The sequence below is a fragment of the Caballeronia sordidicola genome (assembly GCF_000729995.1).
GTDB lineage: Bacteria > Pseudomonadota > Gammaproteobacteria > Burkholderiales > Burkholderiaceae > Caballeronia > Caballeronia sordidicola_A.
The window spans coordinates 25,736-40,063 of sequence record NZ_JNFG01000014.1 but is presented as its reverse complement, the minus strand read 5'-3'; the positions used below and the strand labels follow the sequence as shown (position 1 = coordinate 40,063).

The window sequence follows — 14,328 nt, the reverse complement described above, 5'->3', positions numbered from 1 at the left end:
GGTGGGTCTCTCTTCCCACCACCTCGCTAATTTCATGGTGTTTTATCAGCTTTATGCGGCTTTACGGTGCTGCGTATTCGCCCGTGCCGTCGGGCCACGGTGTCAGCAATTCGAAGCCGTCGTCGGTCACCACGACCATATGCTCCCATTGCGCCGACAACGACCGGTCCTTGGTGGTCACAGTCCAGCCATCGCGCGATTGCTGCGTTGCAGCCCGACCCGCATTGACCATTGGCTCAATGGTGAAGACCAGTCCAGGCTTCAAACGCAATCCTGCTCCCGGCTGTCCGTAATGCAGCACTTGTGGATCCTCGTGATACACACGGCCAATGCCGTGTCCGCAATATTCGCGCACGATCGAATATCCCTCGCGGTTTGCGACGGACTGGATCGCATATCCCACATCGCCCAGCGTGGCGCCCGGACGCACCGCCCGAATGCCGGCGACCGTGGCTTCATACGTCGTGTCGCACAGCCGTTTGGCCTCACGGCTCGGCGTGCCGGCGTAGTACATGCGGCTGGTATCGCCGAAATAGCCGTCCTTGATGATCGCAACGTCGATGTTGATGATGTCTCCGTCTTTCAGCGCACGGGGGCTGGGAATACCGTGACAGACAACATGATTCACCGACGTGCAAATAGTCTTGGTAAAACCCATGTAGCCCACGTTTGCCGGGATCGCCTTCAGTTCTTCGACAATGAAGCGGTTGCAGATCGCGTCAAGCTCTTCCGTGGTGATACCGGGCTGCACATGATCGCCGATCATCGCGAGGACTTCTGCGGCCAAGCGCCCGGAAATACGCAGTTTTTCGATGTCGGCAGGCGACTTGAGTGTAATGGCCATGGAGCGTTGGTGTGTCGGCGTGCGATATCGATGTATCGCGGACGCATTATTTCAGGATGCCGGCGATGATAGCATCGCACGCTTTTTCGCTCTTTTTTTGATGGTGCGCAGGATTGCCTTGCGGTGGCGCGACGTCATGCCTTAGGCTTGATTCAGTTTGCTCGCACGGGTTGTTTTGGCCCCTGATTGGCGGCCTGTTTCTGTTCTGATGTTGCCTTGCTTGCTGCCCTGTTTTCACCGACGCCCATTGCTTATGCCCTCACGCCGAGTTGTCCCGTTCACACCCTTGTTTGTGTCCTTGACTGTGGCGGCCATTGCGCTCACTGCGTGCAGTTCTGCGAGCGTCCCTGAACTTCGCGCTTCGAGTCCGGTAATCTACGTGTCGTCGCACCGCCAGCCAGGTGACGTACTGAATTGCCTTGAGGACAAATTGCCTTCGGTGTCCACGTCGAAGCTGGGTAGTGCCTCGGAACTGCTGGTCGGGCCGAACGCATGGCTGGTCACGCTCTCACCGTCGCAATATGGGTCGACCGTAAAGGTGCAAAAGTCTTCAGAAGAGTATGGCGGATTGCCCGAGCCTGAAATGCGCTTCGATATAGCGCGCTGCACAACTTAAGTTCAATTGGCATCAGCCAAATAAAATCCCCGGAGAATGATTATTCTTCCGGGGATTTTTTTAATTTTGATTTAATGAATTATTAAACCAATCAGAAGTAATAGTGAACTCCGACTGTCATGCTGTCATTACGGCGCTTGGTGCCATCATGGCTGCTTGAATCAGCTGTCCATTCAGCCGCGACGCTGAATTGCTTCGCGAACTTGTATTCAACGCCCACGCCACCGTGAAGGCGTGCATTGGGCCAGGTTCCAGTCATGCCTAAACGTGCGTAAGGCATGATTGTGTTGAATGGCATTCCGAACTTGAGATCAATGCCGCCATCTTTGTAGGTCGTCGAACCGTGGTGGAAATCCGCGAATACTTCTGCGCCGATCACGAACTGCTTTACATCGAACCCATAGCCTGCGGTGAGGCCGGGGAAAAACGTTGCATGGGAAGACTTGTTCACAACGCCAGACGCGCCAGACCAGTTCTCCCCGACTTTGATACCGGCGTAGGGGCCGGCGAACTCGCTCGCTTGAGCGCACGAAATACCGGTCAGGGCGATGACCAGTGCGGCAAAAAACTTCTTTAAATTGGACATGGAAGTTGATACATAACATTAAATTGAAAAGCAACGCTAATTGCCACGTTCGTGCACATTCATCCGTTAATAAGATTCACGGAATTTCTATTGAGCTGAATCTCGCAACGAAGCGAAAGATTAAATTGCAAGGAGGTGCGTGACCAATCGGAGTGCTCTTAATTATCTTTTTGCGGTTACTATTTATAGACTTTTGATTCGCAAGCGCCGAAGGGCAAAGGAGATTGCGATGGTTCTGTTCTTTATTTACAACGATGACTAGCGGAACGCCGGATCATTTAATTTAATCGAATGAAACGAATGGACGATTTGAATCGGATATTAATATGAACGGTGAGCGGTACAGGGATGAATAAGCGAAATCGCAGTTTCACCTCACGAAACGCTTCAACTTTGCCCGGATCCGGATGCGCCCGTCGCGGCCTCTGCCGCCACAGGGTTCTCACAACGGAAGTACACGCATGAACCACCTCGCTTTTAACGTCTGCAGAAGCTTGCTGACGGCGGCAGTGGCCGCTGGACCGCTTTGCTTCATGGCAGAGGCGCAGGCTACTGACCCGGTCGATCCGCCCGTCGACAAGCCAGTCCCGCTGTCTGTGGCACCGGTCCATGTGTATCGGTCGCCCTCCATTGCCGGGACGTCACAGCCGGCGTCCGATCCAAAGCCCGCATCCGGTGAAGATGACTGGTCGAGCCGACAGACGCCCAGCATTGAGAAGCCGGACAATTGGGCCTGCAGGACATCGAACAATCTGGCGCGAAGCTCAGCAGGCAGAAATACCGATGGCAAGTCGACCTTCGATATTGAACGCTTGCTGCCGAAGTGCTGATGAGGGAACGCGGGGGGCGCGTTGACGTGCGGCTCAAGGGACGTTCTAGCGGCGCACAATAGCAAAACCCCCGCTGATCTTTCGATCAGCGGGGGTTTTTGAATTTGGCGGAAAGGGTGAGATTCGAACTCACGGTACGCCTAAACGTACACTGGATTTCGAGTCCAGCGCATTCGACCACTCTGCCACCTTTCCATTTACTGCAACCGCTTTGCTGCTTGTTACCAGCTTTTTGCGGTCTTCGCGGAGCGGGTCGATGCTCAGCGAAGAGAAAGATTATAGACGACTCGGAATCGATTTCCAACCCCTTTTCGTGAGCCGGTTACAACACAGCAGCTCAGTCCGCCTTCGGCACTTCCAGTTTCTCGACACCACGCATGTACGGCCGCAAAACCGCCGGCACCGTCACCGATCCATCCGCATTCTGGAAATTCTCGAGCACCGCAACGAGCGTGCGCCCGACCGCCAGTCCCGACCCGTTCAACGTATGAACAAACTCGGGCTTGCCCTGCGCATTGCGGAACCGCGCCTGCATCCGCCGAGCCTGGAACGCTTCCGTATTCGAACAGCTCGAGATCTCGCGATAGGTGTTCTGCGCCGGCAGCCAAACTTCCAGGTCGAATGTCTTCGATGCCGAAAACCCCATGTCGCCCGTGCACAGCGTAATCACGCGATACGGCAGTTCGAGCTTCTGCAGGATTGCTTCGGCGTGTCCGACCATTTCGTCGAGCGTGTCGTACGATTTTTCCGGCGACACAACCTGCACCATTTCCACTTTATCGAACTGATGCTGGCGGATCAGGCCACGCGTATCGCGGCCGTACGAGCCCGCTTCAGAGCGGAAGCAGGGTGAGTGGGCGGTGAGCTTTACCGGTAGCGCAGCGGCTTCGAGAATGCTTTCGCGCACCGTGTTCGTCAGCGAAATCTCGGAGGTTGAAATCAGATATTGCGTGACCGTGTTTTCTTCGCCGCCCTTCTCCACCCGAAACATGTCGTCGGCGAATTTGGGCAATTGTCCCGTGCCGACCAGGATTTCCGGATTCACGATATACGGCGTGTACGCCTCCGTGTAGCCGTGCTGCTCGGTATGGGTATCGATCATGAACTGGGCAAGCGCGCGATGCAGCCGCGCAATCTGGCCGCGCAACAGGGTGAACCGCGCCCCGGAGAGCTTGGCGCCGGTCTCGAAGTCGAGGCCAAGCGGTGCGCCTACATCGACGTGATCCTTTACCTCGAAATCGAACGAGCGCGGCGTGCCCCAGCGGCGAAGCTCCACGTTTTCCGCCTCGTCGCGGCCAACCGGCACGCTTTCGTGCGGCAGGTTCGGCACGCCGAGCATGAGGTCCGAAAGGCGTTTCTGGATATCGTCGAGTTGCGCCGACGACGCTTTCATGGTGTCGCCAATTCCGCTCACTTCTGCCATCACCGCAGCAGTGTCTTCACCGCGGCCCTTCATTGCACCGATCTGCTTCGACAACGTATTGCGACGCATCTGCAATTCTTCGGTCCGCGTCTGGATCTCGCGACGTTCGGTTTCCAGTGCCGCGAAAGCCGCGACGTCGAGGGTGTAGCCGCGGTGGGCCAGGCGCTGGGCGACAGCGTCGGGGTCTTTGCGCAGAAGTTGAATGTCGAGCATGGCAGGGCCGGTTCTTAGTAGGTGCGAATCCGCGATTTTAGCTCAGCACCGAAGGGTTATTGGCGTGCTGTGGTCGCGTTAGCCATTCGGCCTGAAGTTCGGGGCGTTTTCCGTTCCAGATAAACCTGTCTTGAATTGGTCGCAACGCTTTTTATAAACAATGCCGCTGCACGCGGCTGCGATCACTTCTTCTCGCCTTTGTTCTCGCGCCGCCATTGCGCGTCCATCTCGGCGAGCCGCGCCATCTTGTCGCCAATCTTGCCCTCCAGGCCGCGTGGCACCGGCTCGTACCAGTGCGGATCACGCATGCCGTCCGGCAGATACGTTTCCCCCGCCGCGAACGCGTCGGGTTCATCGTGGGCATACCGGTATTCATGCCCGTAACCCAACTCCTTCATCAGCTTCGTCGGTGCGTTGCGCAAATGCACCGGCACCCCGCGCGACTGATCCTTGCCGACAAACTGCCGCGCCGCGTTATAGGCCTTGTATCCCGCGTTCGATTTCGGCGCGACCGCCAGATAAATCAGCGCCTGCGCCAGCGCCAGCTCACCCTCCGGTGTGCCCAGCCGCTCGTAGGTCTCGGCGGCGTCGAGCGCAATCCGCCCCGCGCGCGGATCGGCAAGACCAATGTCTTCCCATGCCATGCGCACGATGCGCCGCGCCAGATAACGCGGATCAGCGCCGCCATCCAGCATTCGACAAAACCAGTAAAGCGTCGCGTCCGGATTACTGCCACGCACCGATTTATGCAGTGCGCTGATCTGGTCGTAGAACGCGTCGCCACCCTTATCGAAACGACGCAGATTCTCGGCGAGCGCGCTGCCGAGCAACGCGCCATCGATATGCGTCGATTTCTGCTGCGCCGCCGCCCGCGCGACGATCTCTAGATTGTTGAGCAGCTTGCGGCCGTCGCCGTCGGCGGAACCGATCAGCGCGTCGCGGGCTTCATCGGTAAACGTGAGGCCGCCCAGTTCACCTTGCGCCCGGTCCAGCAACTCTGTGAGCTCGCTCGCCTCGAGGCTTTTCAGCACGTATACGGCCGCCCGCGACAGCAACGCACTATTCACCTCGAACGATGGATTCTCGGTCGTCGCGCCCACGAACACGAACAGGCCCGACTCCACGTGCGGCAAGAACGCGTCTTGCTGGCTCTTGTTGAAGCGATGCACTTCGTCGACAAACACCAGCGTCTGATGCCCGTTCGCCCGATGAATCTGCGCCAGTTCGACCGCCTCGCGAATGTCCTTCACGCCCGACAATACCGCCGACAGCGAGATGAATTCAGCGTGGAACGCCGCCGCCATCAACCGCGCGAGCGTGGTCTTGCCCACGCCCGGCGGTCCCCAGAGAATCATGGAATGCGCCTCTCCGGACTCGAACGCGACACGCAGCGGCTTGCTGGCGCCGAGCAGGTGTTTCTGGCCGATGACCTCGTCGATAGTGCGAGGACGCAGACGCTCGGCAAGCGGAACATTGGCACGGTTTTCTTCGAACATGGCGCTCTGGAGGGTTTCCGAATATGTCTGGATAAGTCTGGTGGTGCAATTCGAGCAAAGGCAGCGATAATCGTGCGCTTTTCGAGACAGACGCCGCCACTGCTTCAAAATGGATGTTTCGGCTCGAAAAAACGCGAATCGCGCCGCAACGGGTGATTATGACAGCCGCGGACGAACCGAAGAAACGCGCATGAACCGGGCCAAGCCCTACACATAAGGACGAAACGCGAATGGGACAAGGGAACACTTCGGAGAACACGACAGGTGAAACCGGCGCATCGACTTATGCGCCGCTTCTGCCGGTCCCCGCCGCGCGCCGCGCGTTCGGCACATCGGACGCCTTCGCCCTGTGGTTTTCACTCGGCATCGGCTTGCTGGTAGCGCAGGCCGGGGCGCTGCTCGTGCCGGGCATGTCATTGCCGCATGCGCTCGCGGCCATCGTGATCGGCACGGTGATCGGCGTGGTCTTGCTGGCGCTCGCAGGCGTAGTCGGCACGGACACGGGCCTGGCCGCCATGTCGTCGCTGCGCCCAACGCTTGGGACTCGCGGCGCGTCCGTGCCCGCGGTGATCAACGCGGTGCAACTGGTCGGCTGGGGCTCGTTCGAAATCATCGTGATGCGCGATTCCGCCGATGCCCTCGCCAAACAATCATTCGGCCTCTCCATGCCGCTGATCTGGACCTTGATCTTCGGCGTGCTGGCGACAGCGCTCGCCATCACCGGACCGTTGTCCTTCGTCCGGCGCTTTTTGCGCACGTGGGGGATCTGGCTGCTGCTCGGCGGCGCCGGTTGGCTGACGTGGAATCTGCTGTCGAAACAAGACTTTGGCGCGCTGATGGCCCGTCCCGGCACGGGCGATATGCCGTTCGGCGCGGGTATCGACCTAGTGGTCGCGATGCCGCTTTCGTGGCTGCCGCTAATCGCGGATTACACGCGTTTCGGGAGCAGCGCGGGCGGCACGTTCCGCGGCACGCTGTTCGGCTATGGAATCGCGAACATCTGGTTTTATGCTCTGGGCGCGTTCTATGGCTTGGCGGCCGGCGGCGGCGATGCGCTGCTGACCGTTGCACTGGCCCAGGCGGCGGGCGGGATTGCGCTGCTGCTGATTCTCATCGATGAAATCGACAACGCCTTCGCCGATATGCATTCAGCCGCCGTTTCCACAGGCACGTTCTGGGCAAAGGCGAGCGTGCCATTGCTGTCGGCCGCGTTCGGCGCGTTATGCACGCTGATCGCGCTGCTCGTGCAGATGGGCAAGTATCAGAACTTTCTGTTGCTGATCGGCTCGGTGTTCGCGCCGCTATTTGGCGTGGTGCTGGTGGATCACTTTATCGTGAGAAAACGTCGCGTTGAAATCGCCGCACTCAGCGATCCGCGCGGTCCGTATGGATTCTCGGGCGGCTGGCACGTGAGCGGGTTTATTGCGTGGGCGTTGGGGATCGCGGCGTATCACGCGATCAATCAGTGGCTGCCGAATCTCGGCGCCACGCTGCCAGCGCTTGTTGTGGGCGCGCTGGCTTATCTGGCTTTGGTGGGGGGCCGCCGCGAGCAACGGCAGTCGTCGGCGACTTAGGTGGCCAGTCGAGTGAATGATTTAATTAGATTGCTTGATAGGCCGCGGGCGAAACGTTATGAAAAACCCTTTTCACCATCGCCCATATCAAGCTGACCCTTGCTGAAGAACGTAAATATGCCGAAACACAGGCAGCGCGAGCCCGGCCTAGTCTACCTGAAACGTCACTCATATGATTCGGTGGCTGAAAATCGGAACGGAATTTTGGACCGCTAGCGGCTCCTTTAACAAAAATTGCAGTGTGCCGCTAACTATCGCTTTTCCCTCTTGCGAATGATAATTGTATGGCGCTTGAGCCCGGTTCCTTGAACAGCAAACCAATGCAGCACCGTATCCGAATGCTCAGTAACTGTGAACTAGCTCCCCGAAGTTTTGCGGCGTGACATGTAATGCTCAACAGCGCCTGCGGCCATATCCGGCGCACTAAGCAAGTCCAAGTATATTGGCCAACGCTCCACAAACAGCGCTGCGCCACCTAAGAGGGAAATTCTGCACTTGCTATAGTGGTCGAGAAACCTATTGAATACAGACAGCGTCTGCATATGTCGGTCACTTTTCGGAGCAATGCCGTCGTAGTTGGCCACAAAGAAAAATTCCTGCCCTTTTTTTGATAGCAAAGCCACTAAGTAAGCTAAAAAAATGCACAATTTGCATCAGTTTTTCCGATACTGACAACAAAAAATTCCTTTGAGGAATTTTTGTGGAATTACCTTCACCATAATAAATTTCAATCAGTTAAAATTATCCAACAAAACTTTTTCACCACATATTTGCCACCTGCAAATATTGCTATCCTTATATTTCGTCGACTTAGGTAAAAAATTGAACCATTCAATATATTGAGGCTCCGTGAACCAACAAACACAACAGATAGTCTCGCTAGTTATCGCCATCTTGGGCCTACTTATATCGCTCTACCTTCTCTACATCAACATTAAAAACAGAAGAACGCAACAGTCGAGCTATTACATTTCCCGAGCATTGCACAGGAGCAGTAGGATAGTCCTCAAATACATTAACGCAGAGCAACTTGATGGGCGCTTCCTCGTCAAACTGGTGCTATACAATCCCGGGTCCGTTGCATCGATCATCCACAGTTTCGCCGTGTTCAAACCAACAGTAAATCCCAATCGTTTCTTTCGCCTCTTCAAGCTAAACGTCCTTAAGAGAATCGAAGATGCTTATTGGTGGCCAACACAAGACGAAAACCAGAAGGAGCCAAGATACCTTGATGACGAGTATCGAAGCCTTTACGTTAAGGATTTCCGGGTAATATTGGTATCAATCCCTGGCTGGGTTGACAGAGTAAAGTATGCATTTGAGATCCGCACAAATAATGATTTTCAAATCCACGAAACCAATCTTGATGAGATAAAGGGGAGCACTCGATTCAGCCATCACTATGAAGAGTGGCACACTGAGAAATGAAACTCAGAAAAGGATACTTCAAATAAAAAATCTCGGATGTTTTAGACTACGCCCCCAAAGGCTCGTTTGGCATCCAATTTTTGGGGTGCAAGTCAAAATGCGTGTGCTTCCTTGTCATGCTCCCTGGTAGCGGCTTATTTGATCAGAAATTTGTCGCGGTTCTTGGCGTCCTTGATCCAAACTGGAGCGCATCTACGACCACTCCGTGTTTCACCTGTCTCGGGGTTCTGATACTTAACTTCTACAGGACTCGCCATGCGACGGCGATCAAACACGTCTTTTTCTGTAAAGCCATAGAGCACAATTTTTCGCGTGGATGTCAGCTAGTACGACGGTCGATTCTCCCGCAATAGCTGCTTCCAATTCAGCCCGAGTGCTTCCCAGTAGTGCACGCAGTTCAGCAACGGACTTGTTTGCCACAGTCTCTTAACTCCCTGATGGCTGGACAGGAAAGATCAGTACAGCGGATGCTGTCAGGTTTGCTCCCTTGGACTTCGACGCGTGCAATACGAAGAAGCCTACAGGTGAAGGCATACACCACCACATCAGCACTCTATATGAGCCAAAAGGAAAACACTCTTTAGCACTTACGTTGCACAGCCACAACCGCCTACGGCAACACTGCGCCGATCAAGGTGCCTATGATCTAGGCTCTCGATGTAAAATCATTCTGTTCTGGATTATGGCATTGCACAATAATGGAAAAAGATCAGGCTGGGCACCTAAAAGAACTCGTTCGAGACGGATTTATTCGGCATCTTAGCATTGATACAAGCACATTCCTGCAAAATGGCCTATCTTTGAAAGGTGGACTAATTGGTCAACTAGCGCAATTTCGAGAAAGTCGATTCAAGCTAATTCTTTCTTCTGTTGTCGTCGATGAAATCAAAAGAAAAATTTCCGAATCACATCAAGATGGCATGGATTCTTGGAAAAAGACATTAAAGAAGTTGACAAAAATTCCTGAAGTCGCGCCGAATGCGCGGGAGCTTGATTTCCTTATTTCTGAAGCGCGCACCCCTTCAGAGCTCGCCTGGCATGAAATCAACGATTTTCTACTGACTACGGCCGCTGACGTAATCTCGGCAGACCATGCGACCATCGACGAAGTGTTACATCTTTATTTTAACGGTCGGCCGCCATTTGGTCCAACGAAGCGCAAAGAATTTCCCGATGCGATTGCGCTGCTAGGAATCGAGGCGTGGACTCGCGCATCAAGAGGAGGCACCATAATCGTAAGTGCCGATGGGGATTGGATGCGCTTTTGTGAGGAAAGAGCCAATGAAAATCTATTTATCGTTGAGGATCTAAAAACAGCACTGGCTATCATCAACGAAAGCGAAGAAGTGCGTAAGGTCGAGGCGCAGACTCGCTTTGAACGTGTACGACAGACAATTCAAAGCGACAATTTTCATAAATCCACCGCCCAACTCCTAAGAAGACACTTGTCCAATGAATCCCGTGCCCACGGAATGAGCATACTTGCATATACGGCGAAAATTAATGAGATAGAGTTAGGCAACTTTGAATTCGGGAATGGTAGTCGAATACGAGACGATGATGCGGCAATATCGATACTCTTCGACGTTACTGCTCATGCCACTTTTTGGTCAACCTTCTACTTCTTTAATGAAAATTTTACCAAACCGCTCGGACAAGGAACATATTATATCGGCAAGGATATTTCGGGCGGACTATTACTAACCGATGACAAAGGTTCCGTATCGACGGAGATCTTGTTGAACGAAGAGAATCTTTCTATCGATTTTGGAATGGTTGAACCGAGCGGTGACGGTATAGCCTCACGCCATCGGACGTGATCTTGGCGTGGGATAAATCATCCCTAGCTGAATAAAGTTTGGTCAGATGGCTGAAACATCGTTGAGTCGCATGGGTCAACTCACTTCGTAGTTACAATACTATGGCGCTACGTCTTCAATTTCCTCGAGCGCGTACGCGAGGCTTTCTGAATACATACTTCGATTGCACTGCGCCGGGCCATTGATGGGCGCTCCATCGTGACTCTCAATCAAGTAAGTGTCTTCAACGGCAGAAACACCTGGAACGCTGCTGGGAGACGCCGATGCACGCCTCGTCTTCAATGCGCGATTTCAGCGGGTGTAACGGATACGAGATTGCCTGTCACGTCATAAGCTTTGATCGCAGCTCTATCTAAGTTTAGGCGTGAGGAACATCAAATCCTCGCGCCTGCCTGAAAACCTATCCGGGCAGCCCCTGTTGCGTCAGCCGTTGATCACATCTGCGCCCTTCGGCACGATGAACTTGAACTGATCGGCTTTGAGCGGCGGATTTTTCTGGATGTTCGAGAACGTCAGCAACGTGACATTGCCGAACACGTCATGCAGTTCCATCGCTTCGAGATTGCCGTCCTTGAAGCCGATACCCACCTGCTGGAATTGCGTATCCTGCGCTTTCGGCGTCAGTTCCAGCCAGTCGATGCCATCCTTCACGCCCGCGTCGCGCGACGTGAAATTCTTGTCGAGGTCGTTGCTGCCGAAAAGAATCGCAGCCGGGCTCGCACCCAGCGCGTTGCCTAACGGCCGGATAGTGACCTGGTTCAAGTCTTTGTCGTACACATAGAGCTTGTCGCCGTCAGCCTGCAGGATTTGCGCATAGGGTTTGTCGTACGCCCAGATGAACTTGCCCGGCCGCGCGAACGTAAACGTGCCGCTCGACGTGCCGCCAAGCCGCGCCGCCATGCCCTGCGTAGCCGATGCCGCCGCTTTGCTCGGCGCCTTCACTTCACGCTGGACGAAGCTGCCATGCGCCGAGTGAACCTGCGCAATAAACGCCTTCAATTGCTCGGTACCGCTTGCGAAAGCCTGCGACGCCAGCAGCATGGAGGCGCCAAATACGACGGCTTTTATCGTCCGGCCTTGATATTTCATCACCGATTTCAAAGCCGATCCCAAAACTGACTGCATATAAAAACTCTCCAGATAACCTTATTCAGCTTCACGCGCCGGCGTGAGGATTTCGCGATTGCCGTTCGAGGACATCGACGAAACGAGCCCCGAGTTTTCCATTTGTTCGAGCAGCCGTGCTGCCCGGTTATAACCGATCCGCAGATGCCGTTGCACAAGCGAGATCGATGCGCGCCGGTTCTTGATCACGATTTCGACGGCCTGGTCGTAGAGCGGATCGGCTTCGCCTTCTCCGCCGCCTGCTGCACCGCCTGGCGCACCGTCCTCGCCATCGCCCAGCACGCCGCCCTCGAGCACGCCTTCAATGTAGTTCGGCTCGCCCTGCTCCTTGAGCTTGGCCACCACGCGATGCACTTCTTCGTCCGATACAAACGCGCCGTGCACGCGCACCGGCAACCCTGAACCCGGCGGCAGATAAAGCATGTCGCCCATGCCGAGCAGCGATTCCGCGCCCTGCTGGTCGAGGATGGTCCGCGAATCGATCTTCGACGACACCTGGAACGCCATCCGCGTGGGCACGTTGGCCTTGATCAGGCCGGTGATCACGTCCACCGATGGCCGTTGCGTAGCGAGAATCAGGTGAATGCCGGCTGCGCGCGCTTTCTGCGCGATCCGCGCGATCAACTCTTCCACCTTCTTGCCGACCACCATCATCAGGTCGGCGAGTTCGTCGATCACGACCACGATGGTCGGCAAGCGGTTAAGCGGTTCCGGTTCGTCCGGCGTGAGGCTGAACGGATTCGGGATCTTCTCGTCGCGCTTGGTGGCTTCGTCGATCTTGTTGTTGAAGCCCGCAAGATTACGCACGCCCATCTTGCTCATCAGCTTATAGCGGCGTTCCATCTCGGCCACTGCCCAGTTGAGCGCGTTACCGGCTTGCCGCATGTCGGTGACGACGGGACAGAGCAGATGCGGAATGCCTTCGTAGACGCTCATTTCGAGCATCTTCGGGTCGATGAGGATCATGCGGACTTCGTCGGCGGTGGCTTTGTACAACAGCGACAGGATCATCGCGTTGATACCCACCGACTTGCCCGAGCCCGTGGTGCCCGCCACCAGCAAGTGGGGCATCTTCGCTAGGTCGGCACATACCGGCTTACCGCCAATATCCTTGCCGAGACCCATGGTCAGGGGTGAAGCGGCATCGGCATAAACCTGCGAACCGAGGATTTCGGACAGACGCACGGTCTGGCGGCGCTGATTCGGCAACTCCAGCGCCATGAAATTCTTGCCCGGAATGGTCTCGACCACGCGGATGGAGACGAGCGACAGCGAGCGCGCCAGATCCTTCGCCAGCCCGACGATCTGCGAGCCCTTCACACCCGTTGCCGGCTCGATCTCGTATCGCGTCACGACCGGACCCGGGTATGCGGCCACCACGGCCACTTCCACACCGAAATCCTTCAGCTTTTTCTCGATCAGCCGCGACGTGTATTCGAGCGTATCGGCGGAAATGGTTTCCTTCACTTCCGGCGCGGCGTCGAGCAGAGCCAGCGGCGGCAGCGTGGAATCGCCGGGGAGATCGGTGAAAAGCGGCACCTGCTTTTCCTTTTCCACACGCGCCGATTTGGCCGGCGCGACCGGCGGCACGATCATGACCGGCTCCTGCTCCTCGATCTTCACGCGCCCGCGCACCACCTTGCCTTCGCGCTTTACAGCTGCAACTTCACCCAGCTTGCGGTCGCGGCCCGCCTCGCGGCGCATCCTCGCACCCGTGATGGTCGCCATGATGGCATCGCCAGTTTTTTCGCAAACGGACAGCCAGGAGAAGTTGAAATACAGCGACAAACCGATCGCCAGCGCGATCAGCAGGAACAACGTAGCGCCGGTGAAACCCAATGCGTGCGAAACCCCGTGCGCAATCGCTTCGCCAACCACGCCGCCCGATGCATATTGACGCGGCATCTGCACCTTGAGCGACCACATCCGCAACGCTTCAAGACCGTCGCTGGCGGCCAGCACCAGCACGAACGCGAACGCCTCGGCCAGCCAGGTGCGATCTTTCGCCGGAGCGTCATCAGCCGCTTCCTGATTCGTGATCCGCCGATAATTCGCGATGATCCGCCGAACCAGCAACACGACCCACCAATAGGCCGACAGCCCGAACAAAAGCAGCAGGATGTCTGCTGTCCACGCGCCCACGCGACCCGCCCAGTTGGCGATCTGGTCGACTTGGGCGGCGTGGGTCCAGCTTGGATCGTGGCGGCTGTAGCTCACCAGCGCCATGAGCAGGAACACGCCGAGCGCGACCTGCAAGATCCATCGAATTTCGGTGAAAAGGCGCGACATGCGGTGCGGCAATGCCTGCGCGCTTGCAGAATAGGTAGCTTTTGCCATTGATCCGTAAGGCTTTCTGACCTGCCGCACGGGGGT

General features: G+C 56.0%; 11 protein-coding genes and 1 tRNA gene. 5 read left to right on the top strand and 7 right to left on the bottom strand.

Going from position 1 to position 14,328, the window contains the following annotated elements:
* Nucleotides 1–61: 61 nt before the first annotated feature.
* The gene (map, locus tag FH08_RS0115165) at nucleotides 62–844 is read right to left on the bottom strand and encodes a type I methionyl aminopeptidase (protein ID WP_031359132.1); all 783 of its coding nucleotides are present in this window, start codon (nucleotides 842–844) and stop codon (nucleotides 62–64) included.
* 439 nt (nucleotides 845–1,283) lie between these two features.
* Here map and FH08_RS53395 point away from each other — a divergent pair, with 439 nt between their 5' ends.
* Entirely contained in the window at nucleotides 1,284–1,460 is a 177-nt protein-coding gene (locus tag FH08_RS53395; protein ID WP_235210374.1) for a hypothetical protein, read from the top strand.
* Nucleotides 1,461–1,551: 91 nt separating this feature from the next.
* On the opposite strand, the gene FH08_RS0115155 is transcribed toward FH08_RS53395, so the two are convergent.
* Nucleotides 1,552–2,046 (bottom strand): outer membrane beta-barrel protein, encoded by a 495-nt coding sequence (locus tag FH08_RS0115155; protein WP_031359131.1) that lies wholly within the window; start codon nucleotides 2,044–2,046, stop codon nucleotides 1,552–1,554.
* 461 nt (nucleotides 2,047–2,507) lie between these two features.
* Between FH08_RS0115155 and FH08_RS0115150 the strand changes: the two genes are divergently transcribed.
* Nucleotides 2,508–2,876: a hypothetical protein gene (locus tag FH08_RS0115150; protein ID WP_031359130.1), complete on the top strand. Its 369-nt coding sequence runs from the start codon at nucleotides 2,508–2,510 to the stop codon at nucleotides 2,874–2,876.
* Between the two features lie 105 nt (nucleotides 2,877–2,981).
* Here the strand turns inward: FH08_RS0115150 and FH08_RS0115145 are convergent.
* From FH08_RS0115145 to FH08_RS0115135, 3 genes are all read right to left on the bottom strand, one after another.
* Nucleotides 2,982–3,071, bottom strand: a tRNA-Ser gene (locus FH08_RS0115145).
* A gap of 142 nt (nucleotides 3,072–3,213) precedes the next feature.
* A complete protein-coding gene (gene serS, locus FH08_RS0115140; protein WP_031359129.1) occupies nucleotides 3,214–4,512 on the bottom strand; it encodes a serine--tRNA ligase in 1,299 nt (432 codons plus the stop codon).
* 182 nt (nucleotides 4,513–4,694) lie between these two features.
* A complete protein-coding gene (locus tag FH08_RS0115135; RefSeq protein ID WP_031359128.1) occupies nucleotides 4,695–6,008 on the bottom strand; it encodes a replication-associated recombination protein A in 1,314 nt (437 codons plus the stop codon).
* 230 nt (nucleotides 6,009–6,238) lie between these two features.
* On the opposite strand from FH08_RS0115135, the gene cytX reads away from it, so the two are divergent.
* The 3 genes from cytX (at nucleotide 6,239) to FH08_RS0115110 (ending at nucleotide 10,830) form a co-directional block, all read left to right on the top strand.
* On the top strand, nucleotides 6,239–7,582 hold the full coding sequence (gene cytX, locus FH08_RS0115125) for a putative hydroxymethylpyrimidine transporter CytX (protein ID WP_031359127.1): 1,344 nt from the start codon (nucleotides 6,239–6,241) through the stop codon (nucleotides 7,580–7,582).
* A gap of 849 nt (nucleotides 7,583–8,431) precedes the next feature.
* Complete coding sequence (locus FH08_RS0115115; protein ID WP_031359125.1) at nucleotides 8,432–9,010, top strand: hypothetical protein; 579 nt, start codon at nucleotides 8,432–8,434, stop codon at nucleotides 9,008–9,010.
* 698 nt (nucleotides 9,011–9,708) lie between these two features.
* Nucleotides 9,709–10,830 (top strand): PIN domain-containing protein, encoded by a 1,122-nt coding sequence (locus tag FH08_RS0115110; RefSeq protein WP_031359124.1) that lies wholly within the window; start codon nucleotides 9,709–9,711, stop codon nucleotides 10,828–10,830.
* Between the two features lie 423 nt (nucleotides 10,831–11,253).
* Here FH08_RS0115110 and lolA read toward each other — a convergent pair whose 3' ends face one another.
* Together lolA and FH08_RS0115100 are read right to left on the bottom strand one after the other, a co-directional pair.
* Nucleotides 11,254–11,919, bottom strand: a complete 666-nt coding sequence (gene lolA / locus FH08_RS0115105; RefSeq protein ID WP_200878746.1) for an outer membrane lipoprotein chaperone LolA — start codon at nucleotides 11,917–11,919, stop codon at nucleotides 11,254–11,256.
* 57 nt (nucleotides 11,920–11,976) lie between these two features.
* Nucleotides 11,977–14,292, bottom strand: a complete 2,316-nt coding sequence (locus FH08_RS0115100; protein WP_031359122.1) for a DNA translocase FtsK — start codon at nucleotides 14,290–14,292, stop codon at nucleotides 11,977–11,979.
* Between the last annotated feature and the right edge of the window lie 36 nt (nucleotides 14,293–14,328).

Bases quoted from the DNA above. Each gene is read 5' to 3' on its own strand.
- map (WP_031359132.1), bottom strand. From the start codon at position 844: ATGGCCATTACACTCAAGTCGCCTGCCGACATCGAAAAACTGCGTATT.
- FH08_RS0115155 (WP_031359131.1), bottom strand. From the start codon at position 2,046: ATGTCCAATTTAAAGAAGTTTTTTGCCGCACTGGTCATCGCCCTGACC.
- FH08_RS0115150 (WP_031359130.1), top strand. From the start codon at position 2,508: ATGAACCACCTCGCTTTTAACGTCTGCAGAAGCTTGCTGACGGCGGCA.
- serS (WP_031359129.1), bottom strand. From the start codon at position 4,512: ATGCTCGACATTCAACTTCTGCGCAAAGACCCCGACGCTGTCGCCCAG.
- FH08_RS0115135 (WP_031359128.1), bottom strand. From the start codon at position 6,008: ATGTTCGAAGAAAACCGTGCCAATGTTCCGCTTGCCGAGCGTCTGCGT.
- cytX (WP_031359127.1), top strand. From the start codon at position 6,239: ATGGGACAAGGGAACACTTCGGAGAACACGACAGGTGAAACCGGCGCA.
- FH08_RS0115110 (WP_031359124.1), top strand. From the start codon at position 9,709: ATGGAAAAAGATCAGGCTGGGCACCTAAAAGAACTCGTTCGAGACGGA.
- lolA (WP_200878746.1), bottom strand. From the start codon at position 11,919: ATGAAATATCAAGGCCGGACGATAAAAGCCGTCGTATTTGGCGCCTCC.
- FH08_RS0115100 (WP_031359122.1), bottom strand. From the start codon at position 14,292: ATGGCAAAAGCTACCTATTCTGCAAGCGCGCAGGCATTGCCGCACCGC.